The following is a 26547-nucleotide window of genomic DNA, read 5'->3' as shown; positions in this document are numbered from 1 at the left end:
TTAGGCCTCCGTGATTGAAACCTCGCAGTCACTCATCTCCGTGGATCCGGAGTACTGTACATCGAAGGATTTCGATACCTGGTCGCCGCCAACCTGGGTTCGGACTGTGACGGTGAACTGGCCGCTGTTCCCGTCCGGGGAGCATCCCATTCCCTCCTCAGATTCAGAACCAAACGGGAACGAACTACTGAACAGGTCGGTAGTTTCTCCCGGCGAGATCACCACCTGTTCGGTTTCATACATCCCGCTACCTTGGGGATCTTCGACAGGGTTTGGAACATCACCGGAGAAAATTAACTCAACAATCGCTTCTGGTCCGCTTTCGGTGTTTTCGACGGTGACGTACGCTTCCCCGTTCTTTAGCCGATCCGTCTCGGTGTCTCCGTAGACTTCGTCCCACGGCTTCTCAGGGTTATTCCGATAAAGACCGACCTCTTGAATTCCAATTTCCGGCTGAATCGCTGAGGAAGTCTCAGCTAGCGTTTCTTCACCGCTGAGGGCCACGACAGTATACTCTCCAGGCTCGTAGGAAGTTCCGATCTCGAAGGAGACCTGTTGCGACCCAGCAGCGGTCTCTCGTTGACCGAACAGCTCCCCATTCGGCTGGACGAGGTTGATCTGATCGACTCCCTCCTCTGAGGAGTATTCAACGACGAGTTCTGTCCCCTCTACGGTGACTTGCTGGATGATTCCCCCTTCATCAGACGGTGTTGAGTTCCCGCCATTCGGGGAATCACCGTTGTTGAGGCATCCGGCCACGCTCACGAGAGCGGCGCCGGCGACTGTTCGGAGGGCGGTCCGTCTACTGAGGTGGGGATTGTTCTGAGTCATGGGTTTTGCTGGAAGATGTCTTCTGGGCCGAGCATCCGCAGGAGGCGCTTGCCAGCGTAGAACATCACGAAGAACGGCAGGAGCTGCCAGCCGACCTCGAACACCAGCGCAAACCAGCCGTCGATCGTCCCTAGAGGGTGCCACCGGGCCGTCGCGGTATCACTCACGTACGCCGGGTCGTGACCGATCCACGAACTAGGGTGGTACCGAGCCGTGTAGATGCCCGGTTCGCCGATGGTCACGATCGCCACCCCTGAGGCGTTGGTTTCGACGCGCTGATCCGCGACCGTGATGTACCCGTTTCGGGTGGTGCCGCCGATTGGATATTGACGGCTATCGTCGAGCGCAATCGGCGCACCAGTTTGATTGTCCCGCAGTTCGACCCTGAGCGTCGCTTGGGACTGATTCTGGTGGATGACCTCAACAGTGAGATTACTGCGGCGGAGCTGTCGCTCGGAGACGGCGTCCGGCTCGACGATTGACGCATTCACGCCCCGGACGATACCCGCAACGTGCAGCGCCTCTCGATCGACGTTCTCGGCTCGAACGGCGACGCCGTACGTCGTCGTGTACGACTGGTTGACGATGTCGATATTGATGTTCTCACCGATGGTGCCGACTGGTGACGGGCGGTCAGTCCCCCAAGTCTCGATGAGTTCCGGTCCGTCTCGAACCGGCTCGGCACGCGGCCCGATCCGCGAGGGATAGGCGTGGACGTACACCGGAATCGCGTCCGACTGAACGGTCGCACTAGCAGTCCGATTCGACCGAACGAGCGTGTCCCAGTTGGTGTTCCGAGCGGTGTAGAACCGCCAGATTCCTCGGACCCGTGCCTCACCGTCCTCCGTGAGCGTGTACCCCTGCCACGGCCGCGACTGGAAGATGGCCACGCCGGCATCGCCGTTCGGATACTCGGCGTAGTAGGGGTACGCCGAGATGTCGTAGATCTCGACGGCGATTGAATCGGAGACGTTGCGTGATTCCGTCCGATAGGTGACGTCGACGTCCGTCCGGTCACCCAGGTCGGTCCTGACGGTCTTCTTCAGCCGGACGTGAATCTCCGCTTCCAGCGTGAGATTCGCACTCCAGTCGTCCTCGATCTGGTAGTCGAGGGCAGGCGTATGGGCCCCGTCACGCTCGGCGATGGTCTCGCCGTCCTTCTTCAACCGGACTTCTTCGATCTCGTGCTCCGTGAGCGACCACGAGATAGTCGTGTTGCTGGAGGTACTCCCGTTGGGCACACGAACGCGGTAATCAACGAACCCGCGCATCGTCCCATTCGGCGCGATGTAGAGTGGGGTTTCACCGGACTCGAGGTGGCCACGAGTAGAGGGCTGGACGGCGAAGATCGTCGCGTGAGCATCCTCGATGAAGACGCCGTCCTCGAGGTCCGCGTGCGGCGGATGCACGGACGTATCTGGGCCGCCGGCTTTTATGTCCTCGAAGTCGTTCCGCGTCCACGTCGCCGCGGTGGCGGGCGGCCGTTTGAACGTAACGTCCGTCCCGTTGGCGACTTGGTGGACGGCGGAGCGATCCTCGCCGTAGCGCTGGCGGTACTCCTCCTGGCTGATGTAGTTGTCCGCATCACGTGACCACAGAGTTGCCGACTCGTTTTCTGTAAGCCCGTTCCCCTCCGTACCTGGTCGCGGCGGGTCAGCGGCGACGATGCCCGTGACTAGGCTCGTCGCGAGCAAGCCGGCGATGAATACAGGGAGCTTTCCTCGTATCATCAGGGGTGTGTTGTGGGAACTGGGTAGTCACCAGGGAACGAGGTCCACGCACTCTGCCAGCGGGAGGCCCATTATCGACCCGGCGACGGTGTACAGCGGGCCAAGGACGACGAGGACGACCGCAGACTTCATCGCGGAGCGCTTGTGGCGCTTAAGTCCCTTCTTCTGCTCGGGGTTCAGGGTGAACATCTCGATGAGGGAGTCAGCCTGCCAGACGATGGCGAGGCCGACGATCCCCAGCGCAGTAGTCAGCTGGAAGAATCCCTCAATCATACTCGGGAGGTTATCTGCGCTACAGACCGCGTTGTCTTGGGCGGCTACTGGCTCCACAGCGACGAGGCTGAGGAAAACGATCGTGAGCCCCGCCTGCCGAGCGATACTTTTGTTCAACAGTGACTGATTTTCAGCGCTTTGCTCAGAGTCGGAGGGAGTCTTGTTCTCTGACATCGCGAATTATTCGTTTGGGGTATCTCCAGCCGGCGGCTTGCGATCTGTATCTTCCACGAGCGACTGGAGATCAGCGAAGCGGTTTGTGGTTTCAGCGATCTCTTCGAGTGTGTAGCCCTGCTCGCGGGCCCGCTCAAGGAGGTCTCGGAATTCGTTGGGATCCACGCCACGAACATTCATCTCTTCGCGGAGGGCACGACGATAGAGGGCTGAAGCGTTGATGTGGTCGTTCCACATCAAGTATAGCTCGTCAATCTCTTCGATGGTCACCGATCTGGTAATCATATTTGTGTGAATTTGGCCACCGACACTGTGTGTTGGCGCACGGTGGTCGATACTTCTGAGGAATTAAGTGGAGATCGTTAGTTAACTAGGATTAATCCGAGATAATCCCAATTTAAACTTCAATAAACGCTACAATAGCATCTGGTCTTAGCGGGTCTCGACGGAATTACTCAAGCTAGACTTCTGATCAGTTGAGGTGACTGCCCCGATCCTCTCAGTGACTACTCAATCTCCAGTATCGTTCCCTCATCCTCGTTGAGCTGTTCACGGATTTCGTTCAACAGAGCTTCTCCTTCTTTGTGTAATTCTTTACCCTTCTCGAGCGACACGTCATCCGTATCGAGCTGGTCGATGATCTCTTCGACCTGGTCGACTCGACGGTTGATTTCTGGGTCTTTCGCCATTATTTAGATCACCCCTAGCCAAAGTGCGGTGATGAGCAGCAACAGCACCAGTAGCACGGCGATTGCGGCTTTGTAGTAGACCGGCGACAACCCCTCAGGGGCGGTCGCCTGTTCAACGGCCTCGGTTAGTTCTTGTTCGTGTTCGTGCTCCTGCTCAAAGGTCTCGTACGCGGCCTCAAGCTGTTGCTCAAGCAGGTCGATTTCGCTGGCGAGGAATTCATTCCGGGATTTCACGATGTACTCGCCGGCCGCTGTCGGTGTGATCGCGGTCATATCCGCCACTCGGTCCGCGATCAACCGGTCGTCTGTATGGCCAATTGCCGTGACGATCGGCGTGTTCGCAGTGAAGATCGCCTCTGCGACCCGCTCGGTATTGAACGCCTGAAGGTTCGAATCGCTTCCACCGCCCCGCCCGACAATGATCGAATCGACGTCCTCTGACCGATCCAAATGGTGAATCCCGTTCGCGATGGACGTCGGTGCCTCCGACCCCTGGACGGTCGCATCCTTCACTAAGATATCGACGGTGGGGTCCTGCTCGTGGATCGCGCTCTGGATGTCATAGCGGGCATCGCCACGGAGGGAGGTTACGACCCCAACCCGCTCTGGGAACGCCGGCGGGCTCTGTTTCTGGTCGTCGTCGAACCAGCCACGCTCTTCTAGTTCGCTTCGCAGCCGCTCGACGGCAGCCGCTTGGTCGCCGTCACCGACGACGATCACCTCCCACGGTTTGAGGTCGATTTTCCCACCTTCGACCCAGTAGTCGATATCGCCTTCGAGGATGACCTCGGTGCCGTCCTCGAGGTCGGCGTCCATCTTCCGATAGCGGTTCGCCCAGATCATACAGGGGAGCTCGGCGTCGCCATCGGTGAGCGTGAAGTAGAGCGCTGTACTGTTCTGGTGGAGATCAGTGACTTCGCCGATACAGCGGACGCCGTTGAGGGCAGGCGTGTCCTGGACGATCGACACAATCCGGTCGTTCAGCTGTGACACGCTGAGGACCTCTCCTGACTCAGGCTCGACCGCCTGCCGGTCAGCATCCGATGCGTCCGCCATATATGTCTACTATCTTCTGGACAGAAGCCTGAAAAAGGTATCTTCGCTGTTATGCGTTCAACATTTCCCGATTTTACTTTCACTCCGCTTTGATGACATTTAGATTCCGTTGGGCCCTTGGCTGGATTATGAGCAACAGTGGTTCCGATACAAGTTCTGTAGAGACAAGCAGCCGGGGAGCTGTTATTTTGGATGAATCAGATCCGCGAACGGTGATAGAACGCTTACCAAATACTGTCTTCCCGGTCATGATTCGATTTGCTCTTCAGAAATCGACGAGTGGTGACCGGACACACGAGTCGCTAAGGACACCAGATTACCCTGTAGACGTGCGAATTCCACAGGGAGAATACATCCCGCAATCCACAGTCTATTTCGATAATCCTGCAGAGCGGCCACCACGAAATGCAGCGGCCTGGCGACCACGAGAATTCGTTGATTCGCTCTCTGAGCTGTTAGATGAAATCGAGGACTCACCACATGTCGATCCAGATCGGTTACAATTCACCGACCTTTGTGTGGCCGAGATAGCACCTCGGTATACAACCAGCGACCTACAAACAGGTGACACCGTCGCCACGCCAGAATTGTACGGTGACCATGGGGAGATCACCCTCGGGTATTTCCGGCGTGAGGGGAGTCTCTCTGCAACCGAAGTTCGGGATTCCCTCGATACTGCAATGCCTGGTGAAACGCGGTCTCCCCCACAGCTCATCCAAATCACTGAAGCAACGGCTAAACCGGCTCGGTCAAGTCGAGAGACACAGCAACCAGCGGGACGACACAAATACTTCACAGAGGGTGAAGCTGAGCGGGTCGACAAACTTGATGCAACTCCTGCTGCCTGGATGCTGGACCAAGTTGCTGCGGCATCTGAGAGTCATCGGCCGCTTGATCCGGTACTCTCCGAAATTGAACGATTTTTCCCACAGCTTGCAGAGACTGATCTTCTCGAGTTCATTCAGCTACAGGGACGTACTGAAACGAGTGAGCGATTCTACGCAAACGAAGTACTGTCACGATGAGTGAAACAGTTCAGGAACCTGATGGCGAGGAGTCGCAAAATGAATACATCCCACGAGTCGGTGGGGAGATTGATCTTGATATTTCGGTTGACAGCGACTCCCCGTTCGTGGTTATCCCTCGTGGGGGAGCAAAGGAGATCGGCCGGAGTTGCTATCAGGTTGAGACGCGTAATGGAACGTATCTCGTCGACGTCGGACTGAATCAAGGTGACGGGGGATTATTCCCTGATTTGAGGGGACTCGATGAGGGACAGATAGACGCGGTTTTTCTCACCCATGCTCATATCGACCACGTCGGCTCGCTTCCTCTGTTGGAGAGTCACGACTTCCTCTCTGATCAGGCACCAGTGATTACAACGAGGCCAACAGCTGCGCTTGCAGACACATTACTCCGAGATTCACTGAAGCTTCACCGGCGAGCGACGCAAAAACCGGGGAGAGAACAACAGTACTCGGAAACAGACCTGAGGAAAGTTATCGACCGATTCCGCCCCTGTGGATACCAGGCGGCAGATTTGAGTGATCACGTCGCACATATCGAAGATACGGAAACGCTTCACTTCGAATTCGGAAATGCAGCCCACCTACTGGGTAGTGCTTGGTTAGCACTAACAGTAGACGGTTCACGGGTTGTCTTCTCAGGAGACATTGGCGGCCGGTCGAATCATCTCCCCGAAATTGATGAGCCTCCGCAGGCTGACGCCCTCTTCCTTGAATCGACGTATGGGGACACCCATTCGCATACCAGTGCCACTGACACCCGAACGGACATCTATAACGAAGCCATCGACGCAGCCACCGATGGGAAGCCAGTACTCATCCCCTGCTTCGGGGTTGGACGCTCCCAAGAGCTGCTCTATATGTTCAAAAACCGGGTTCATACGCTTCCTGAAGAGGACCGAAAGCAGCTCAACGTAGTCTATGATGGAATGGCGCAAAGCGCCACTGACACGTATAACGAGCACTGTAGAAGCGAGTTCGCAGCCGAATCGATTCGGAACTACATAGTAAATTCAGGTGACCAACAACCATTCCTCTTCGATCAGGCATCGGCCGCTAGACGAATGCCGATGTCTCGCGAAGAATTGCTCGAAGCTGATGAGACACCGATCATCATTGCTCCATCTGGAATGCTCTCGGGTGGGTTCTCACCGACCTACTTACTTGAATTCTGCCAGCGGTACGATGATGCACGCGTAATTCTCTGTGGGTATCAAGCCGAGGGGACACCTGGTCGTCAATTGGAGGACGCTATTGAGGAAGATCTCGAGAGAGTTGGTGTCACTCTTCCCTCGAACGGACTTAACGGAGGGATACCAGATGAGGGCGAGGGAACCCGCGTGAAGGTGCCCGTAAGCTGGATAAGTCGATATCATGGCCTCTCAGCTCACGCAGCGCGAAATACGTTGCTTCAATTCGCTCGCCAAGTCTCACCATCCCAAGTGTACCTTATTCACGGTGAACAGGAGCAACAAGAGAAGATGGCGCAGCACTTGAGAGATAATCTAGACTCGGTTTCCAAGATCCAGTTGACGGGAATGATGCATCCGGTATCTGTGTCGCCGGATCTTCCCGAAGAAGAGATCGTGGGTGACAGGCCTGCGAAGCGAATACTAGACGAGCGTGGTGCTGACATTGAGGTTGGCGATAGTGCCCAATTCGGTTCAGACGCAGTCCACGGGACGTTATCCGAGTTCAGTGATCAAATCGAAGCTCTTGAATTAGCCTTGCGCACGTTGAGTGGTCAGCTCGCCGTTGAACGACATGATAGTGGATTTTCGGAAGAAGATATACGCCAAATTGTCCGAGATGAGATGGACGAGATTGTCCGTGAAGCAGTTGAAGAGAATCAATCCAACTGAGCGAGTCAGAGCGTCTCCATAGCCGAAGACACCAGTCCGGATCATAGGATTGGCTCTATGATGTCTACCTCATCTACTGGAGATTCAGATCTACCCGACATCATCAATTTCTTCGAGAGCCTCCGTGGCCACGTCCCCCAACTCGCCAGCCTCGATATATGAGTATCGTTCGCGAACCATCTCTTCGGAGTTATCGAGATACCGAGCTGCTACGGTGTACCCGAACGCGCGGACGAGGACCTCACCCATCCCACGTCGACCGCCGTGGGGTGCAAGATAGTCGTGTTTCGGATGGTCGATGTCGATCTCGGCAGCCTCTGAGAGTCGCTGGAGAACCGACCGTGCTCCATCTGTTGTAATCGACGGCGGTCGAATGTCCTCATCGAGCGCAAGCAGTAGGTCGCGAGCGTATTCTTCACGCCGCTCAGTAATTGCTTCTGGGCGTTCCCCTCGGTCGGCGAGCTCATCCAAGACGAGTCCCGCGAGCGTCCGTTGGTCGAACGTCGGAAACACCGGCCAGCGCTCTGTCGGCGGGTTCATCAGCTGGTGGTAGCTCCGTAGCGGCGAGATCACCGGGTCGGGAAGACTGGCGGCGTCCCACTGCTGTTTCTTCCGATAGACGTCCATACTCCCGTCGTCAAGGGAGAGGTCTTCCCAGCGGACGCCCCGCCGGCGTGGGTCGTTCGGATCCCGAAGTAGCTCCCCGACCCGAACAGCGGTGTACGCGAGGACGAACACCAGCGCCCGGTCACGAGCCGCCTTCAGCGCCGCATAGCGTGCTCGCTGCTTGTCGAGGAGGTCAGTATCCTCTGGGAGTGTCGTGTACGCCTCGACGGCGTCGCGGGCCCGTTCGCCGACGTGGCGGGTGAGGGCGTGGCGCTGTTCGGACGTCCAGGCCTGCTGGTCGCCGGGCTTGCGGCCGTCGTCCTCCGGCAGCGGCGCCATCGCACTGGCCCGCTGTGCGTAATGCGCCTCGAGATATCCCTCGTTGACGCACCAGCCACACCACGCAGAGATATAGCGGTAATAGGTTTGGACGGTGTTCTGCTTGAGGCCACGGTCACCACCGAGATGTCGGGCGTACTCCCGGAACACGCGTTCGTCGAGATCGTCAAAGGTCGGCTCGCGGTCGACGTCGTTGGGGACGATCCCGGTCCAGTCGTCGGCGCGGCGGTCGCCGGCGGCCCACTCGGCGAATCGTTCGAGCTCGCGTGCAGCGTTACGTCGATAGTTCCCACCGTCGCCGCCGCGGCCTTTCCCCTTGTCTTGGAGGTAGCGCTCGAAGCTGTCGTCGAACGGCGTCGAAAGCGCTCGGTTAGGCATTCACCGGCCCTCCACCGTCCTGCGGGCCCGGTCTCGGGTCCTCTACCCTGGGGGAAGCGCCGTCGTGAGGCGGTTGTAGCATCCGTGCTTCACCGACGGCGGCGGGGTACTTCAAAGTGGTCGTGATTATTGGTGTAATCACGCCCAGACGCGTATTTGCCTGAGGTACCGAATTCCGGCAGTAGCAGTGTTAATAGCCAAGAAACCGGGCTTATAAATTATATACCGCTATACCAAATCTGAGCCGACGGTCTCCCACAGTTTCGGAGGATGGGCCAGTTTCAGGTCGAATTAGCATCAATTCGTTGGTTCTTCTCGCCGACCAGTCCTGATTTGGATCACTACCGTTCGCATCTACCGGACGAACGTGCGAAATTACGCAGATTCTGCCGCTCCTGGTTAGGGTTGTCACTCCCAAAAGGCGGACTCAGTGGGGTATCAGCCGGTTAGTCGTGTGGAATCAACGACGAGGCAACGAGTTCAACACACTCACCCGCAGTCAACACGGGTGCGTAGTCCATCTCACCGTCGACGCCTGCTTTCAGCAGGAAGTCGGTGAGCCGCCAGATATTGTACAAGAGGACCGCGAACACGAAGTAGAACAAGCGAACGCGGTAGTCTTTCGAGGAGGTCTTCGCGAGAAAGTCACCTTTGATCGATTTGTACTCGCTCTCGATTTGCCACCGGTGACTATACCGTCTACAGAACGTCTCGGCCTCACCGGGTCCCACTCGGAAATTCGTCGCGAAGACGGCCGTTCCTTCCCCACTCGTCGACGGCACGTACAGGAGCCGCATTGGATGCGATCCAGATTCCACATGGACAGAAGCCGACTCAACAGCCACCTCTTGGTCGTCTTCCCCCATTTGTTTGAGTACATCCCGTTCAGAGCTGGAGACTCGCTTCGGAATGAGGTAGTTCACATCGAGGTTTGAGAGCGTCTGAAACACGCGTATCGAATCGAACTCCCGATCACACAGCACTGTCTCGATTGGAACATGCTCTTTCGCTCGTCGAACGAGTCGCCGAACAGTACGATGGATCTGATTCGACGGGTTCTCATCCCACTCAGAACTCTCTCGAACCGGCTCGACAGCTAAGACCAGCGGGATGTTCTGTCCGATGATCGAGAGGGTCGCAAATTTAAACGCTCGACCGTCTCTGTCCTTCGTTCCACTGACCATCGGCATCCCTTCGACATCCCCGTAGTAGGGAATGGTCGTGATATCGATCGCGGCAGTGACTGGCCGGCGGAACGATGCTTCAGAAGCAATCACGGAAAGCAAGCGATCCGTTGTCTCGTTGAAGCCGTCGACGAGCTCGTCAGGATCGAACTGCTTGACGGTGCGAAGGTGGGTATCGCCATGCGGGCCGTAGTCCTCGCCACGCCGGTACTGAAAGCGAGTAGCTCCCTGCGTGGCTCCGCACCGAACCATCCCCATGAATGTCTGTAACTCGAAAAATTGCGTGTCCTCGTACGAGGCGTTCGGCGCCCGATCAGAGTCGAAGTGTCCGAAGGCGTGATCACGCGCGAGGCGCGTTGTCTGAACAATCTCCTCCTGTGAGAAGGATTCGTCTTCTACTGAGTCTGTATCTTCTTGCTCATTGTCGACGATCTCTGCCTTAGGCCGCACCTCCGGCGCTGAGATGCTGCGATCATGGACTTCTTTGACAACGAAGTGGGCGGCAGCGTGGATGTATTCGTGGGTCGCGTCGTCGAATCGATTTCGCCACGCACGAGAGAATGCTGATTCGTCGGGCACTCGACTGAAGCCGAGGATAGTCGCTACTTCCGGTTGTCGGGTGAGTCGTCGAGTGAAGTTGGCGTATGAGTCACCCGTTATCTCCATGAACACGAACGAGAGAACCATTGCGCGAAAGGAGAGCGGCGCAGGATGCCACGCTGGATACCCGTCTTCGATAGCATCTATCGAATGATCGAGCTTCTCGAACGCGGTGACGAGATCGGTTTCTTTGAGTTTGTTCCGAATAGTAATCCCCAGTTGGTACGCTTCACACAGAGAGCGCATTCACAGACGCTCGTCGCGAGTTGAGTCGTCAGAACAGTGCATGTGATTTCTGAGGCGGTTAACAGTAAAGTGGTCTACTTACTCTATCTCTGTCATTTGGATTTTATCGACGGGTGGTCGATCGCTACTCTTGGACCCGATAGTCGATCCGACGTGATTATTAGCAAATGCTTTGGATTCATCTGTTTCAGAGAACCCCCATTAAATCCGGCCCTATATCCCCAATCACGTCTATTTTGTTGGCGTAAGTTAGCCCAGTCGCATCCGATAAAGTATCCAGTTCGGTCGGTATTGGCCTCTTTTTGTCAGTTCCTCCCGGAATCTCCCAGTCGACACGAGAGTGGTCTGAAATTACGGTCTCCCCCCTGTCCAGTTGTTCGATATATCGAAGTGATATGGAAAGAGTCCGTACGTGAGGTACAGGACCAGACGAGGTGTGTAATGTCTTTAAAATCCTCAACAGACCCCCGTCTGGATTCCGGGTGTATATCAACTTAGGAGACCTGTCTGTTGGGTCTGCCGCGGTCTCAGGTCACGGTTTCGCCTCGATATCCCGTGTTCTGCCCTGAGAAATCTACTGGATTAGCTACTAATTCGACAGATCTATCGAATGCGTCAGTGTCCCATCCCACCGAGAGGCTGATAATGTGGGAACATTGGGTGTGGGAGGTGTATACCGAGTGCCATCAGTCCGTGCGCGAACAACACGTACCCCAGCACAACGAACACAACGCCAAGCAACCGATGGACTCGACGCCGGTGGGCAACGTCGATCGACTGGATAATCGTTCCATAGAGGAAGACGGCCGGGATCGTCCCGATACCGAGGGCGCCGAGAGCGATTGCCCCAGTGGTCGGGGATCCGCTCGCGAAGGCGAACAGATACGCGGGATACAGCATCGGGCAGGGAAGAAGCGCGTGGACGGCGCCGAGGCCGACAATACTCGGGCTATTCACGTGTCGGTGAACTCTCGTCGCAAGCCACGACGTGACGCGCTGTACGCCGGGTATTCGGATATCGCCTCCACTCCCCCCGATGACGTACCGAACGCCCGTCGCCACGATGAATCCCCCTACCGCGAGACCGACAGCACCCCGCAGGAGATCAGCGATCGGTGTCAACTGGTCAGCGGTGACGAACACGACGCTCCCAAGTGCACCAAAGAGGGCCCCAAAAATTGCGTACGTCGTCGCCCGGCCGACGTTGAACAGGAAGTGCTGGCGAACCTCGTAGGTCGTGAGATGACCGGCACGCCCGTCGTTGGCCGTCACCGCCCCGCCGTCAGGCTGCGGCGTCATCTGCTTCGAGTACATCGTCACAAGCGGACCGCACATCCCGATACAGTGCGCGCCGCCCAGTACGCCGATGAGGACGAAGAGCATGACGTCAATCCGGAGGAGCGACTCGATCATAGTCGTTCTCGGTTGCGCATGGGGTTGTGTCGTCTGGTGTGTCTCTCGAACAAGCCCAGACAGATACCGCAGACATGTTACGATAGGCGAACAAGAGGTCGTGCTAGGCTAGAGACATTCGCAAGCATCTGGAGTGTAGCTTGGCGCAACAATTCTTCACAGTGGATGCGAATACACCAACAATGACGGACGAAATCGACATCCCAACCGAGCCGCGGGCTGCGGTCGACGCACTGGCGACCCACCTAACTGCGACCGCAGATCGCCCAGTACCGCCAGCGACGAACCGATGGCTCGGAGAGGCAGAAGCCGTCGCCCGCGATGCTACTAGTAATGATCTTGACACGCAAACCAGACAGAAACGGGTTCGGCAAGTTGCTACACTGCTTGAGTCGGCTGACGAAACGGATGATTCCGTCGCCGACCGCCACATCGAAGCGGCGATTGAATGCTGTCGAGTCGTTCTCGCTAACAAATGACGGTGGTCCTGTTTGTACGCAATAGCCCTCTCGCCACATATTAAATTCTACTAGGTAGAGAAACCAAATTAAACTACACAAAGTTATTCACTTTCGTTAAAGAAACCAGTATAAGTTACTAAAGTGTGTTCCAGCGCACCACACTTATATTTGTAGTCTCTGAAGAATACTTTGATGAGTTCAAAACAAGACGATCTCAAAGAGACGAACACCGAGGCCCGTTTCGAGTTCAAAAAGGAGGAGAAGTCTGCCTTCCAGACCGAGAAGGGGCTCACCGAGGAGACGGTCCGCGTCATCTCGGAGGACAAAGACGAACCGGAGTGGATGCTGGAGCGGCGCCTGCGCGCGCTCGAACAGTTCCAAGAGATGCCAATGCCGACCGACTGGCCCGGCCAGCCGGACCTCTCGGAGGTCGATGTCGACGAGATCGTCCCCTACATTCGGCCGGACGTCGACGTCCGCGCCGGCGTGGACGACTGGACCGAACTTCCAGACGACATCAAAGACACCTTCGACAAGCTGGGCATCCCCGAAGCCGAGAAAAACGCCCTCTCCGGCGTCGGCGCGCAGTACGAATCGGAGGTTGTCTACCAGAACATGCAGGAGCGCTGGGAGGAGAAGGGCGTCATCTTCTGTAACATGGACGAGGCGGTCCAAGAGCACGAAGAACTCGTCCGCGAGCACTTCATGACGAAGTGCGTCCCCCCGAGCGACAACAAGTTCGCGGCGCTCCACGGCGCCATCTGGTCGGGTGGCTCGTTCGTCTACGTGCCCGAAAACACCACCGTCGACATGCCGGTGCAGGCGTACTTCCGCATGAACTCCGAGGGGATGGGCCAGTTCGAGCACACGCTCATCATCGCCGAAGAAGGCTCGGAGGTTCACTACATCGAGGGCTGCTCGGCGCCGAAGTACTCGAAGTTCAATCTTCACTGTGGCGGCGTCGAGGTGTTCGTCGACGAGGACGCGCACGTCCAGTACTCGACCGTCCAGAACTGGTCGAAGAACACCTACAACCTGAACACGAAGCGCGCCATCGCCGAGAAGGGTGGGCGCATGGAGTGGATCTCCGGTTCGATGGGGTCGAAGGCGACGATGCTGTACCCGTCGTCGATCCTGAAGGGGCGCGGCGCCTCCGACAACCACATCACCATCGCCTTCGCGGGCGAGGGCCAGGACATCGACACCGGCGCGAAGGTGTACCACAACGCGCCGGACACGAAGTCCACCGTCGAGTCGAAATCGATCGCGAAGGACGGCGGCCGCACGAACTACCGCGGCCTCGTCCACATCGCGGACGGCGCGGAGAACTCCTCGACCGCCGTGGAGTGCGACGCGCTGATGTTCGACAACGAGTCGACGTCGGACACGATGCCGTACATGGAGATCAACGAGTCGAAGGTCGACGTCGCCCACGAGGCGACCGTCGGCAAGATCGGCGACGAGGACATCTTCTACCTCCAGTCGCGCGGTCTCGACGACGACGACGCCAAGCAGATGATCGTCTCGGGCTTCATCGAGCCTATCACCGAAGAGCTGCCGATCGAGTACGCCGTTGAGCTCAACCGGCTCGTCGAACTCGAGATGGAGGGCTCGCTGGGGTAATTTGATGCCGGAATGCGCCCACTGCGGCGGACACGTCTCACAGCGATTCGTCACCGTGTTCGGGTTAGACGGTGGTGACGTAGTTGCCTGTCCAGCATGTTCCGGTCGGGCACATATCGCAGAGACGATCGTGGATCGGTACTAGTCTCTGACCATGGAACACTGCTTTGCGTGTGACACCGATTATGGGTATCTTGGGACAAGCCCACACGAGGGGTCCTGTCCAGCCTGTGACTCGACTGCTGTCACTCCCGCAGGCGACCTCAGGGTCGTCGACACGACAACGTGGGAGAGTGTGAACGGGCTCTCAACGATCCACGTGACAGCGACTGACGACCGATCACGTCGGTTTGAATTTGTTGTTGCGGCGCGGCGGGGACGAGGGAAACTCGTCTGTCTCGCGATCGATGGAGTGACAGTACCCACCGAGACAGTGTGGTCAGTTCCATCTGCGGTTGCTACGAGAGTTACCGCGCATGGTATCAGGATCAGCGACTCAACGCCGGCTCAGAGCCCATAATGAACAGTACTGGCCAGACACACAGTCGAACGCGTCTGTTCTGCCCCGGTCACGAGAGGTGATTCGACTTGATGAACGAGCGCACTAACGAAGAGCGACCGGACACAGTTTCCCGCAAAAACGGTACTGATGCGCCCTCATCGAGCGAAACTGGCGACGGACAGTCTGTTACCGACGCAGTTTCGGTGGAGAATGGGGACGAACGGCACAGTCAGACTACGTGTCCGGAGTGTCACGGGCGACTTCGTCGAGCCGATGATGAGGTTGATGCGGTCTGTGACGACTGTGGACTCGTCGTTTCAGACGCGACGCTTGATACGAACATCAAACTGTACACGCCGAACGGCACCGGCGATGAGGACTCCCGCGTCGGACCAGCAAGCACGAACCTCTTACACGATAAGGGGTTGTCGACGATGATTGGGTGGCAAAACACAGATGCGAAGGGGAACGCGCTGTCAGGAGAACAGCGACAACAGATGCGCCGCCTGCGACGGTGGGATGAGCGCTTCCGACGGCGCTCATCTGCGGATAGGAATCTCATACATGCACTCGGTGAGATCAACCGCATGGCTTCCGCGCTTGGTGCGCCGGACAGCACCCGAGAGACAGCAGGCGTCATCTATCGTCGCGCACTTGCGGACGGACTCGTTACGGGTCGAGCCGTTGAAAGCGTCGCCACTGCGGCGATATACGCGGCGAGTCGCATGGACGGTGTCCCGCGCTCTACCGACGAGGTCTCGGCAGTGAGCCGCGTCGAACAAATTCGCGTTGAGCGGGCATATCGACACGTCTCACGTGAACTCGGGTTAGAAATCGCCCCGACAGACCCCCGTTCGTTCATCGGACGGATCGCGTCGGACGTGGAGTGTACGGACGCAACAGAGCGAGAGGCACGACGTCTCGCCGGAATAGCGGTTGAAAACGGCGTTCACAGCGGGAAACATCCGGTAGGCATCGCCGCTGGGGCATTGTACGCGGCCGCTAAGCGATGCGATGAGTCGCTCCGACAGACAGATATCGCTGATGCTACGGACGTGAGCGAGATGACGATACGGAACCGGTATCCTGAGATTTTGGCCGCAACAGATACGGAGGATGAGTAGACACAGTGAATGACAACGCTGCCCCCGAACTCAGAGGCGTATCTGGCTAACCCACATACAAGCTTGCTGCTGTATGGCGATTCAGCACAGCCTCTTACCCCCAAATATTCGATTTTTTTGTTCGATGCCGGACTGTTCCGCCAAAGAAAATAACTTTTCTTCGACTGACTGAAACCTGTCGACCTCTAGACTAGGTTGACGCTATCGACGAAGTGAGGAATCTGTCAGAGGCAAAACGCGTGGCTCGAATGGACCATCGAGTCACGCGGGTTTCCGCTCTAAGCCAGGCGATCTGTGACTGATTCGATAATCGCGGTTGTCTTATGAAGTGTACCAGCGGATGTCTGTCGAGAGTCGCGCACACGTACATATCCGGTATAGGCCATGAGAGGCGGAGTGGTCCGCGAGACGAAATATATTGATCCACTATTTATGTATATTGACAGACCTATGAACTCGGACTCGTCAGTTACTCGGTTTGATCCGACGACTACTCGGTCAGCACTCGACGCTGTATTCACTGCTGTCTCCGAGTTTAAAAATACAGATGCGAAAAATCTCCGGCGTCTCGACAGATATATTGACGCCGACACAATCAACCTCCTGTTTGGTGGTCCGGATAGTTCAACAACGCGTATTGAAGAGGGGACCCTTTCGTTTCGATACGACGATGTATTCGTGACTGTGACACATGACGGATGGATCGAGGTCGTCGACGCAGACGCGTTCCCCACACGGCCAGCACACCATAGACTGTCAGCCGACGCACGCGCACAGCAATCGACCGAAGCGGCTCTCGAAGCGGCGGCAGCGGCGTTTGCCGAGGCCGAAGAATACGTCTGGACCGCCGCTAGCAACACTTCGGATACTGAACTCGGCGATCCGCTCTGGGCAGTGGTGGAGCAACTCTGGGCCATTCAGACATCGATTGACGACCTGACCGCGCAGTCGTCTTCGACTGAACCGCTGGCAACACAGACAGATGACCAGTTGTGACGAGATGACCGATGACGCACTGTTCAACCTCGGCATCGATCTCAACCGAGAAGAGACAGTAGGTGGCGCTATTGATCGGACACTGACTGCGGTCCGTACCACACTGGGGGACACAGTTATTACCGTGTGGCGAAACCGCAACGAGCATGGTAGTAACCCCGAGAATGCCCAATCGCCGGAACAGCCGTCCCCACCGTTGTTCGGTTCCGAACGCCATACGGGTCGGTCGGCTCGAATCCCTTCACCAGACGCAGCTCTAATCAAGCGATGTTTCACGGCTGATGCGCCGGTTCGAACTGACGGGGTGGCCGGACCAATCGCACCGGATGATAACCGCTGGCTTCCGCGTCAGGAACTTTTCGTTCCGATCGATTCCGAGCGTGTGCTATCGGTTGGCTGGGATCACCACGATCTCGCGACCGCGTTGGACGAGGCCGCTGTCCGTGATGTTCTCGAGCGAGCAGCAGGGTCACTCGCCGCGGCACTCGACCGTATTAGCTCCCAGACCCGTGACCCGACAGGCGAGATCGCCTCGGATATTCGCCTCGGTGCGTTTCAACAGGCGATCGAGGACGCCGCCGATGGCGTCGCCATCCTTGACGACGAGGCGTACGTCTATATCGACCAGACGCACGTCGATATGTACGGATTCGACAGCAAACAGGAGCTACTCGGTCGAAGTTGGCGGGAGCTATACGCTGCGGATGAAGCGGCACGGATCGAGAAGGAAGCTTTCGACGCGCTCGAACGCGATGGTCACTGGCAGGGGCGAGTAACGGGAAGTCGGCCAGATGGAACGACGTTCCCGGCGGAGCTGTCCCTGACGATGGTCACCCCATCCCGAATGGTCTGTACGGTGCGTGACGTGAGCGATCGTGAAGCACGGGAACACGAACTCGCATTAAAAGAGCGGGCGCTGGACGAAGCAGGGACCAGCATCCAGATTACGGACCCAACCCAACCGGGGAACCCGTTGGTGTACGTTAACGAGGAATTTGTACAGCTAACCGGATACGAGCGGTCAGAGGCTCTCGGCCGAAACCCGAGATTCCTCCAGGGCCCCGGATCAGATTCGGAGACGACAAAGCGAATCCGTACGGCGATCGAAACCGAGCGACCGATAACAACTAAGCTGAGAAACTACACCGCGGGGGGTGAACCGTACTGGGCGAAGCTCTCCGTGACGCCGGTTCGAGACGCAAACGGAATCGTGACAAACTACATCGGGGTTCAACACGATATTACCGAGCAACGACGGCGGATCAGAGAGCTCAGAAACCAGACTGAGCGGCTGGAACTCGTCCTCAGCGGGACGGAGACGGGCATCGGTGAGTGGGACTTCAGTACCAACACAGTCACGTTGGACGCCACTTTACGAGAGACGGTCGGAGCGAGCCCGACGACGATAGACGAATGGCAAGCAGTAGTTTATCCGGAGGACCGCGAACGTGCCGCTGACGCCCTGCGGCGCCCGATCGAGACCGGTGACCCGGCTGCTGAGACGATACGAATCGGGACGGATGACAGCGAAGTCACGTGGATAGATCTACACACCGTTGTGAGTGATGCGGGTGATGGCTCTGCCAGTGTGCTGGCGATGGGGCGAGACGCGACGAAGCGCTCCGAGCGTGTGAAATGGGCGTCGAAACTGTTTGATCAGGGCCCGCTGCTGTTCGTTCAAACTCGGGCCGTTGGCGGCGAAGCAGTCATTGAGGCCTGTGACCGGTCGTTTTCCGACGCGCTGGGGTACGAGCGCGAAGCGGTGGTTGGACAGCCGCTCAGTGAGTTTTACGACGATACCTCGGCCGATTCGCTCCAAACAGACGGCTACGAACGCGCGCTTAGCGGCGATCTTACCGTTGCGGAACGCACGCTCGTGACGACGGACGGCGACACGGTCCCGTGTCTGTTACGGGCGATCCCGCGCACCGTCGACGACGAAGTCGTAGGTACCGATGTGCTGTTCATCGATATCTCTGAACGCGAGAAGTACACTCGGCGACTGGAGGCAGTGTTTAACAGCCCGCACCAGTTTACCGCGTTAGTCCGCCCCAATAAAATCGTGACTGACGTGAACGATACGCTGGTTACACGCATCGGTGTGGATCGGTCGACTATAGTTGGTGAACCAATCGACAAATTCCCGTGGCTGAACCTTGATCCGAACCACGGACTCACGGTTTGTGAGGCGGTCAACCGCGCGGGTGACGGTGAACTCGTCCAGACCGAAGGAGAACTACAGGGTCCAGATGGTCTCGCACGCATCGACGTATCGTTCAAGCCGATTCGTAACGCCGCTGGTGAAATCACGCTGATCGCCGTTGAGGGGAAGGATATCACCGTGAAGACGCGACAGCGACAGCATTTACAAGTGTTCCAGCGGGTCGTCCGACACAACGTCCGCAACGATTTAAACAAGCTCGTGGGATGGACAACGATGCTCGCCGAGGAACCGGACGCTGACTGTCGTCAAGATCATCTCCGCCGACTGACGCGTATATTCGACGGATGGGAACGACTTACGAACAAAATGCAGGTGATCGATCGCGCGATACGGGAGATACCACACGACGAGTCGAGCGTTAACATCGCTGAGGTCACTGAAACGGCCGCAACGGCGGTACGAGATGACCACTCGGACGCAACGATCGCTGTCTCTGTCGACGCGACCGACGAGACAGTCTCACGATGGCTTACACACCCAGTTACCGAGGTGATAAAGAACGCGGTGGCCGCAGGAGACCGAGAAGACCCGTACGTCAACGTATCGGTGAGACAGGTCGACAACGGCTGGCTCCAGATCGTCGTGGCCGACGACGGGCCTGGCATGCCAGATATCGAGCGGGAGGTACTCGTCACCGGCGAAGAGACGCCGTTACAGCACGGTTCTGGGCTCGGGATCTGGCTGATTCGGATGTTAGTCTCGGTACTCGGCGGGGAGATCGACGTCGACGTGACCGACACAGGTACCGAAGTTGTGCTTCGCGTTCCGACGTCGTCAGCAAACCGTAATCTGGGTTTAGCCGCACCCGGGCAGATGTCCTAGGGGGCATACCGTACAAACTGCGAGGCGTGTGGAAGGGTCGGCAAAGCCCCGTCTCACAACGAGGGTCAGCGATCCGAAACCCAGCAACCGAGGCCGGGTTGTGACACGGACTCGTCGGGTAACAGTACCGTATTCACTCCGGGGTAGACTCGCCGCCGTCTTCATCGACTATTCCGGAAGGCTGTCGGTCCACTGCTTGGGCCGACGCTTCACTATCCGAGCACGGCGCCGAGCCAACCACCTGCCATGTGGGGGCAACATCTCGCTTCCCACACACTCGCGCCTCAATCTGGCCGTCGTCGGTTCGCATCTCAATAACGTAATCGAAGTGTGCCGACCCAAACCAGCTGGAACCGTCGATGTCCCTCGCTGGTGGCAGGTGGATGAGCCCGCCGACGCCCTGATTTCGCCACTGGCCGACCAGTTCGTGGAGGAACCTATCGAGTGCAGTTGAGTCATGATGCGCCAGCAGTTGGGTCAACGTCGCGATCGCGAATGTTCCCGTTCGATCACCCGTCGCGAGCTGCGTCGTCGCGCGTTCGGCGGCGACCCCAAGTGAAGTGAGGTCACCGCATCGGACCGGTCCGGAGTCGGTAGTCGCGACGTCAACACCGCCGTCGGTCTCGGCACCAGGGGTAGAATCGATGACGAGAGGGTCCATCGTCGAGAGCCGCGAGCGAACCTCATGGCGTGGGTACTTCGTCGTCAACACCGCGCCCTTCTCGGTCATCGCCGCGTACATGGCGTAAAAGAGGTCATCATATAATTGGGAGCTCGGCGCAGCAAATCCAACGATGTCGTCGTAGTGGACCGCAACATCGGTGATGAAAGCCGGTGCGATCGTTTCTGGAGACGGGTGTAAAACGGCTTCGAAGGCCTCACCGGGATGCCTTTCGGCTGCGAGAAGCCGGTCAACTAGCTTGTTCCCGTAGTCGTCGACGTAGACGGAAGAGTCGACCCATGACGAACGGTCTTCACTCGTCGCAGTCGGGGTGGGTTCAGTGGGCCGGTTCAGATACTCGTACACCATCATAGTCAACTCAGACGGCTGGATGCTCACTCAGTCTCACCCGCCCGCGGCGGTATCGGGTATAGAGGGCCCTTCATCGAGAGCCGCAGCGCGTTATTCCGTCCCGAGGTCATACTTGCTAATCTTTCAGTGTCAATACTATTTCTACGCCCGAAGATATGTGGCAGACAGAATAGATACCAAATATGTCCGTGTCTCAGTAGTAGTTCACAACCGTTTGTCACTCGAAGAAGCCGCGGATGATCTTCGACTCCGCGGCGCGCAGATGCTGGTGGAGCGTCGACGAAGACACGTCGAACCGGTCGGCGAGATCGGCACCGTTGATACCCCGCGGATCATCATAGTATCCTTCTTGGAGCGCTGTTTCGGCGATCTCCTGCTGTCGGCTCGTCAACTCTGTATTCCCGGCCGACTCGTCGCGTCTACCGGTTGACCCGGACAGATGGCGCTTCGAGACGAGCTGACACGAATCTGAGACGGTAGACAACTCCTCGCGGACCCGACCGATTACTCCCGGGTCCGTGGTCCAGAACTCCAACACGTCAGCGTTCGGGCGGGAACGGACACTGCTCAGTTGTGTGTCTGTCCGCATGAGTACGTCGCGAACCGAGGCTAGCGACCGGTCTGGTGTATCTCTCATCCGCACAGCAATCTCGTGGACGCTGCTGTCGATCGAGTCGATGCTGTCTAGTTCGATGCCCGGCGTCGCCGCGACGTAGTCACGAAATGCGGTCTCGGTGTAGCCGTCGACGCGACCGGTAAGGTGAAAGTTTTCTCTGTCCGTTAGCGCGACGTGTTCGACGACGATTGTACCGGACGTCGAGAGGCCCGGAAAGAGCGGCGACGGATCCTGACATTCGAGGTCGAAGGCGATCGGTGCGTTCGACGCGCTCGCGGACTCAAGCGTTGACAGGCGCATTCCGGCGGCGTCCGCAACCGCACCAACTGCTTGGCGTTCTGGTTCGGCGAAGCGCTCGGCATCTGTACTGATGAACTCAGCGACGGCGTGGACGGTCCCGTAATGGCTCACTGGAACCGCGAGCGATTCCCGGTAGCCGAAATGGAGCAGTCGGTTAAGCCACTCGCCGTGACTTCCCCCAGTCTCTTGTCCATCGACGACACGCTCTGGTTCGTTTTGTGAGGCAGCGGTGATCGCGGGGAACGCCTGCCCGTCGTTTTCGTACAGCTTCGACGGTCCACCAGCCTCGGACACTTCGACCGGGGAAATTCGCTCTGTGACCGGATCGTACGTCCCGACGAACGCGTACTCCGCCACACGATCGCCGAAGTCGACAACCGCCTCACGCACTGCCGCCGACGTCTCCGCAGTCACGATCGCTTCAATAGCGTCGACCACTCCCTCCCACAGGTTCTGGTAGCGGTCCGCTTGCCGCTGGGTCCTGGCGACATCATTCGAGAGCCCCGCTATCGACGTTTCCTGGCGGAGTTGTGTGAGTGCTGCCGAGACCTGCTGGCTCACCGCCCCAATAAACGATTCCAACGTCTCGTCCCGTTCGTCGACGACTACGCTCAACAGGCTCGTCTCACCGAGCTGCGTGACGAGTGCCCGCTTCTCGGCCGCGCCGTCCACCTCGATAACGGCGTCGGCCGGGAGCCAGCACGTGTCTGACTCGGTGAACGCTCGCCAGAGGTCCGTCTCGCCCGGGTGAATTCGCCGTCGGCTACGTGAGTCGGCGTTGTCTCCCGCGGTCGCGAGCCGAACCAGCTCCCCCTCTGACGTATTGCGATCGTATATCGCGATCTCGTCGGCCGTCACCACGTCGGCGACCGCCTCGACGCACGCGTCGAACGCGTCTTCCGGATCCGCTGATTTGAATACGCGGTTGCTCACGGCGTAGAGGTTCGTCAACCGGCGCTGCCGGTCGAGTTCGTCACGCGCATCGGTGAGATCGGTGATGTCGTTGGCGACGCCGAGTACCGCGTCCTCATCGCTGTCGGCCGGCTTGAATGGTATTTTCCACGTTTCTAAGACCCGTTCGTTGCCCGCGGCGTCGGTCAGCGTCTCCTCGGTGCGATGGAGCGGCTCGCCGGTCTCAATCACCCGTCTATCGTCGTCGGTGAATGCGTCCACCTCGTCGGGCTCGGCCGTGTAGTCGGCATCAGTCGAACCGATCAGATCCGAGACGGTGGTACCGTACGCGTCAGCGACCGCTTCGTTCGCGAGCAAGAATTCGCCGTCGGTGTTCTTCGCGAATATCAGCTGCGGGACTGTATTCATGACACGTTCGAGCTGATTGCGTTCTGACGCTATGCGGTCGCGCGCAGTACGTAGTTGACGTCGCTGCGCGACGAGTTCGATTGCCGTCTGGAGGTACTGTGTGACGATCAAAATGAGCTCGCGTTCGTCCTCACTGAGATTGTCCGTTTCCGGCGATCCGACGAGAAACACGCCATCGTCGTCGATAGGGACAATAAATTCGGTACCGATTGGCGTGTCCTGGTTGTGAACGCCCACCTCAGCGGCGACATTCGGATAGTATGCCGGCGTCCCAGCATCGAACGCCTCCCACGCAAGCGATTCACCGGGGCGAAATGGCGGTACCTCCTCGACAATCGACGCTCCGCTACTGGAGACAGACACCGGAACGAGCACGTCAGTCGCGGTTTCCGCAGTTCCAGTCGGATTCGCTGTATCCGTCCCAGCAGGTTCGTGTGCCCAATACCCAGAGAACGGCCGATCAATAATCTCCGTCACTCCCTCGATCGCAGTATCGATCACGTCCTCGTAATCGTCTGCAGTCATCAGCTCTTCGGCAAGCGAACGTGTCTCCTCAAGGCGACGGAGTCGGCGTTCTTGTTCGGTGAGATCGAGATTAACGCAGGTGATTCCCCCGTCGGGAAGCTGTGCGAGCGACACGCGCTGTGTAATCGGCGTGCCGTCCCGTTTGACGCCGACCAACTCTCCGTCCCACGACCCCGTCTCCTCGACGACCGGGAGAACCTCGGTTTCGATTCGCTCGATGACGTCGTCCGCGTATATCTGCCGCCAGGTCCCGCCGAGCAGCTCCTCGGCGTCGTCGTACCCGAACATCGTGACGTGGGCGTCGTTGAGGTACGTGTACTCACCGTCACCGTTTAATAACGCAATACCGGAGGTCGTCAGGTCCATCGCGGCCGCCTGCTGTTCGAGCCGAGCCAAGTTCTCCATGCGTTCGCTGGCGTCTTGGAAGATTCCGAGGACGTACTCGGTGCCCGCGTGTGTAAACGTCGTTGACCTCACGTCGACGGGCACCGTCGACCCGTCGGCGCGCAGAATCGTTACCGGCTCCTCCGCGTCGGCGCGGACGTGTTTCTCCCGCCCGTCTTGGACTGCCTGAAACCCTTCTTGATGGCGCGTCTCAGTCTCTGGAGGGTGAAGTTCGGTCTGGTGCATCCCGATAAGCGAAGAGCGGTTGCGACCGAACAGCTCGGTCGCAGCCTCGTTTACCGCCACGACGGTTCCGGTGGCGGCCTCTGCGGCGAGGATCGGTGCTGGACCTTCTATCGCCAGCCGCGCGAGGAACGCGTCGGCTCCGTAGTCGGGAGACGTGGGTTCCGGACTCATCTTGTTATATAATTCACTATTCTGGACCAATTTGAGAGTATCGCCGTAATTGCCCATAACTAGATTTTACAGCCTAAGAGTGGGTTTCACAGGTAGTAGATTGATGTATTCATTATTGACAAATGAATATCTATTAAAATCGTTAATAAATGAGTTGAGAACCAGTACTGACTCTTACTCCGGATTTTGAACAGCACAACATCTGTTGAATAGAAGGCACACATCAAATATATCCTCCGAGGTTATGGGTCTCAACTGAGTCCACCATATAGAGGCGGAATCAGACTATTCTGAGGTTGCTGCTGGGGTATTGTAGAATAGTATTCTATTTTGGAATAGTACGCTATTCAGTCGATTCTGAAGAAGCAGACTCGCGGGCTTGTTCGAATCGTTCGGCCACTTCGTCTACGAGATCTTCCTCCACGACGGTTCGGAGAAGAGCATCAGTCATCTCCCTAACGACGATGTTCTGGTAGCCCTGCTGGTTGAGCTCGCGTTCCAGTTCGTACTTCAACCAAGAATCGAAGTCCTCGATCGTAGCCTCCCTGGCGTAGAAAGGCCGCTGTTTGGCGGCCTCATAGCTGAACGCTGAATCGGTCATCGGATTTCGTCGTTCGACGGGTTCCTGAGAGGGCGTCTCTTCGTCGCCTCCCGATCCAGACGCGTCATCCGTATCCTGGGGTTCGTCGTCCGGTTCATCTTCGAGTGTCTCCCCGAGGTCGGCAAACGGATCGTCGTCAGACATGGCGGACCACCTCACCTGCCTCGACGATGTGCGCCAACTCGTTGAAACACTGCAACTGGTCACAGTCAGGGTCGTAGTCCAGCAGGGGTTTGCGCTCGCCATAGGCCTTCGTGATGCTGGTTCGGTCCCGGATGCCCGGTGAGGGTTTGAGATCGCCGGCGTCGACAGCCTCCCAGTCCGTGATTCTCGCGAAATTCGGGATGCGGTCCTGAAGGTTATCGTGCGAGTTGAGACGTTCGAGGAGCTGTCGATCTTGAGTCTGCTGGTCGATACGGCCGCTCAACATGTTCGGAACCAGTGACAGAACGTCGACGTCCATATGCTGCCGAAGCGGTGAGATCTGTCGCTCGATGGTTCGCTCCAAGCCGGCCATCGCCTCGTTCCCCGGGGCGAGCGGAAGCACCAAGTTCGCCGTCGCGACGAGCGCGTTGTCCGTGAGTCGGGATCGGTACGCCGGCGAATCTGTGACGATATAATCGTACGTGTCCCCAAGGAGTGGGTCGACGACTTCCCGTTTGAGCAGCGCAGAGGGTTGGAATACGTCGCCGACGACGATCTCCCGCTCGACCTGTTCTAAGTCCTCGCTGGACGGGAGGATATCGAACTCATAGCTGGTATCGTAGACAACTGAAGTCGGGTCAGCATCGTTGAAGAAGACGTCGCCGATGGTTTCCTCGGTGTTGTGGTACTGGTCGTCAAACCCCAGCCCCACGGACGCGTGGCCGTTCGGGTCAAGATCGATGAGGAGGACATCGTGTTCGTGTGCGGCCAGTTGTCGGGCGAGGTTGACCGCAATCGTCGATTTGCCGACGCCTCCCTTCAGCATACACACCGAAACAGCCCGAGAGTTCCCATCGGTCTGTACCGAATCATATGGGCTATTTGGGCTATTCGTTCTATCTATGCTATTCTTGCTATCTGAGCCACTCATGCTATTCAGCGTATCAACTCCCCTCAAGTTAAATCTGCCGCGAATAGTATAGATAGAATACTATCTCTTCCAGTTATACTATTCTAAAATAGTATTCTATTATAGAATAGCCTATATA

Annotated in this window: 21 protein-coding genes; 8 read left to right on the top strand and 13 right to left on the bottom strand. The window is 57.6% G+C overall.

The genetic code is table 11. The features are described 5' to 3' along the window. From NBT82_RS18520 to xseA, 6 genes are all read right to left on the bottom strand, one after another. Complete coding sequence (locus tag NBT82_RS18520) at window positions 1–831, bottom strand: hypothetical protein (RefSeq protein ID WP_251331446.1); 831 nt, start codon at window positions 829–831, stop codon at window positions 1–3. Next, the gene (locus NBT82_RS18515) at window positions 828–2561 is read right to left on the bottom strand and encodes a DUF8186 domain-containing protein (protein WP_251331445.1); all 1734 of its coding nucleotides are present in this window, start codon (window positions 2559–2561) and stop codon (window positions 828–830) included. Before NBT82_RS18515 ends, NBT82_RS18520 begins: the two co-directional genes overlap by 4 nt. Window positions 2562–2588: 27 nt before the next feature. After that, on the bottom strand, window positions 2589–3008 hold the full coding sequence (locus tag NBT82_RS18510) for a DUF7985 family protein (RefSeq protein WP_251331444.1): 420 nt from the start codon (window positions 3006–3008) through the stop codon (window positions 2589–2591). Between the two features lie 6 nt (window positions 3009–3014). Further along, on the bottom strand, window positions 3015–3293 hold the full coding sequence (locus NBT82_RS18505; RefSeq protein ID WP_251331443.1) for a hypothetical protein: 279 nt from the start codon (window positions 3291–3293) through the stop codon (window positions 3015–3017). A gap of 221 nt (window positions 3294–3514) precedes the next feature. Continuing rightward, window positions 3515–3697 (bottom strand): exodeoxyribonuclease VII small subunit, encoded by a 183-nt coding sequence (gene xseB, locus NBT82_RS18500; protein WP_251331442.1) that lies wholly within the window; start codon window positions 3695–3697, stop codon window positions 3515–3517. A 3-nt stretch (window positions 3698–3700) separates the two neighbouring features. Beyond that, the gene (xseA, locus tag NBT82_RS18495) at window positions 3701–4753 is read right to left on the bottom strand and encodes an exodeoxyribonuclease VII large subunit (RefSeq protein WP_251331441.1); all 1053 of its coding nucleotides are present in this window, start codon (window positions 4751–4753) and stop codon (window positions 3701–3703) included. Between the two features lie 128 nt (window positions 4754–4881). On the opposite strand from xseA, the gene NBT82_RS18490 reads away from it, so the two are divergent. Further along, window positions 4882–5778, top strand: a complete 897-nt coding sequence (locus tag NBT82_RS18490; RefSeq protein ID WP_251331440.1) for a hypothetical protein — start codon at window positions 4882–4884, stop codon at window positions 5776–5778. Beyond that, a complete protein-coding gene (locus tag NBT82_RS18485) occupies window positions 5775–7640 on the top strand; it encodes an MBL fold metallo-hydrolase (protein ID WP_251331439.1) in 1866 nt (621 codons plus the stop codon). The genes NBT82_RS18490 and NBT82_RS18485 overlap by 4 nt, the downstream gene beginning before the upstream one ends. A 90-nt stretch (window positions 7641–7730) precedes the next feature. On the opposite strand, the gene NBT82_RS18480 is transcribed toward NBT82_RS18485, so the two are convergent. From NBT82_RS18480 to NBT82_RS18470, 3 genes are all read right to left on the bottom strand, one after another. Next, the gene (locus tag NBT82_RS18480; RefSeq protein ID WP_251331438.1) at window positions 7731–8963 is read right to left on the bottom strand and encodes a phage integrase SAM-like domain-containing protein; all 1233 of its coding nucleotides are present in this window, start codon (window positions 8961–8963) and stop codon (window positions 7731–7733) included. Window positions 8964–9409: 446 nt separating this feature from the next. After that, on the bottom strand, window positions 9410–10993 hold the full coding sequence (locus NBT82_RS18475; RefSeq protein WP_251331437.1) for a transposase: 1584 nt from the start codon (window positions 10991–10993) through the stop codon (window positions 9410–9412). Between the two features lie 615 nt (window positions 10994–11608). Next, window positions 11609–12406, bottom strand: coding sequence for a sulfite exporter TauE/SafE family protein (locus NBT82_RS18470; RefSeq protein ID WP_089767371.1), 798 nt, complete (start codon window positions 12404–12406; stop codon window positions 11609–11611). A 182-nt stretch (window positions 12407–12588) separates the two neighbouring features. Between NBT82_RS18470 and NBT82_RS20465 the strand changes: the two genes are divergently transcribed. The 6 genes from NBT82_RS20465 to NBT82_RS18450 all read left to right on the top strand — a co-directional run bounded on the left by NBT82_RS20465 (window position 12589) and on the right by NBT82_RS18450 (window position 20158). Then, window positions 12589–12885 carry a DUF8152 family protein gene (locus tag NBT82_RS20465; RefSeq protein WP_089767370.1) on the top strand — a complete coding sequence of 99 codons (297 nt, stop codon included), beginning with the start codon at window positions 12589–12591 and terminating at the stop codon, window positions 12883–12885. 174 nt (window positions 12886–13059) lie between these two features. Continuing rightward, the gene (sufB, locus tag NBT82_RS18465; protein WP_089767369.1) at window positions 13060–14490 is read left to right on the top strand and encodes a Fe-S cluster assembly protein SufB; all 1431 of its coding nucleotides are present in this window, start codon (window positions 13060–13062) and stop codon (window positions 14488–14490) included. 4 nt (window positions 14491–14494) lie between these two features. Beyond that, entirely contained in the window at window positions 14495–14635 is a 141-nt protein-coding gene (locus NBT82_RS20365) for a DUF7563 family protein (RefSeq protein ID WP_425601780.1), read from the top strand. A 446-nt stretch (window positions 14636–15081) separates the two neighbouring features. Beyond that, window positions 15082–16116 (top strand): transcription initiation factor IIB, encoded by a 1035-nt coding sequence (locus NBT82_RS18460; protein WP_089767367.1) that lies wholly within the window; start codon window positions 15082–15084, stop codon window positions 16114–16116. A 396-nt stretch (window positions 16117–16512) separates the two neighbouring features. Further along, the gene (locus NBT82_RS18455) at window positions 16513–17112 is read left to right on the top strand and encodes a HalOD1 output domain-containing protein (protein ID WP_175454622.1); all 600 of its coding nucleotides are present in this window, start codon (window positions 16513–16515) and stop codon (window positions 17110–17112) included. A gap of 382 nt (window positions 17113–17494) precedes the next feature. Next, window positions 17495–20158 (top strand): sensor histidine kinase, encoded by a 2664-nt coding sequence (locus NBT82_RS18450; protein WP_175454621.1) that lies wholly within the window; start codon window positions 17495–17497, stop codon window positions 20156–20158. A 133-nt stretch (window positions 20159–20291) separates the two neighbouring features. Here NBT82_RS18450 and NBT82_RS18445 read toward each other — a convergent pair whose 3' ends face one another. From NBT82_RS18445 to NBT82_RS18430, 4 genes are all read right to left on the bottom strand, one after another. Beyond that, the gene (locus NBT82_RS18445) at window positions 20292–21218 is read right to left on the bottom strand and encodes a DUF7504 family protein (RefSeq protein ID WP_251331436.1); all 927 of its coding nucleotides are present in this window, start codon (window positions 21216–21218) and stop codon (window positions 20292–20294) included. Between the two features lie 190 nt (window positions 21219–21408). Continuing rightward, a complete protein-coding gene (locus tag NBT82_RS18440) occupies window positions 21409–24753 on the bottom strand; it encodes a PAS domain-containing protein (RefSeq protein ID WP_251331435.1) in 3345 nt (1114 codons plus the stop codon). A gap of 343 nt (window positions 24754–25096) precedes the next feature. After that, on the bottom strand, window positions 25097–25498 hold the full coding sequence (locus NBT82_RS18435; protein WP_251331434.1) for a DUF7970 domain-containing protein: 402 nt from the start codon (window positions 25496–25498) through the stop codon (window positions 25097–25099). Further along, a complete protein-coding gene (locus NBT82_RS18430; protein ID WP_256476708.1) occupies window positions 25491–26429 on the bottom strand; it encodes a ParA family protein in 939 nt (312 codons plus the stop codon). The genes NBT82_RS18435 and NBT82_RS18430 overlap by 8 nt, the downstream gene beginning before the upstream one ends. Between the last annotated feature and the right edge of the window lie 118 nt (window positions 26430–26547).

Source organism: Haloplanus sp. HW8-1 (assembly GCF_023703795.1).
GTDB lineage: Archaea > Halobacteriota > Halobacteria > Halobacteriales > Haloferacaceae > Haloplanus > Haloplanus pelagicus.
Note: the sequence above shows the minus strand (reverse complement) of the source record. Positions and strands in the feature narration are given on the sequence as shown.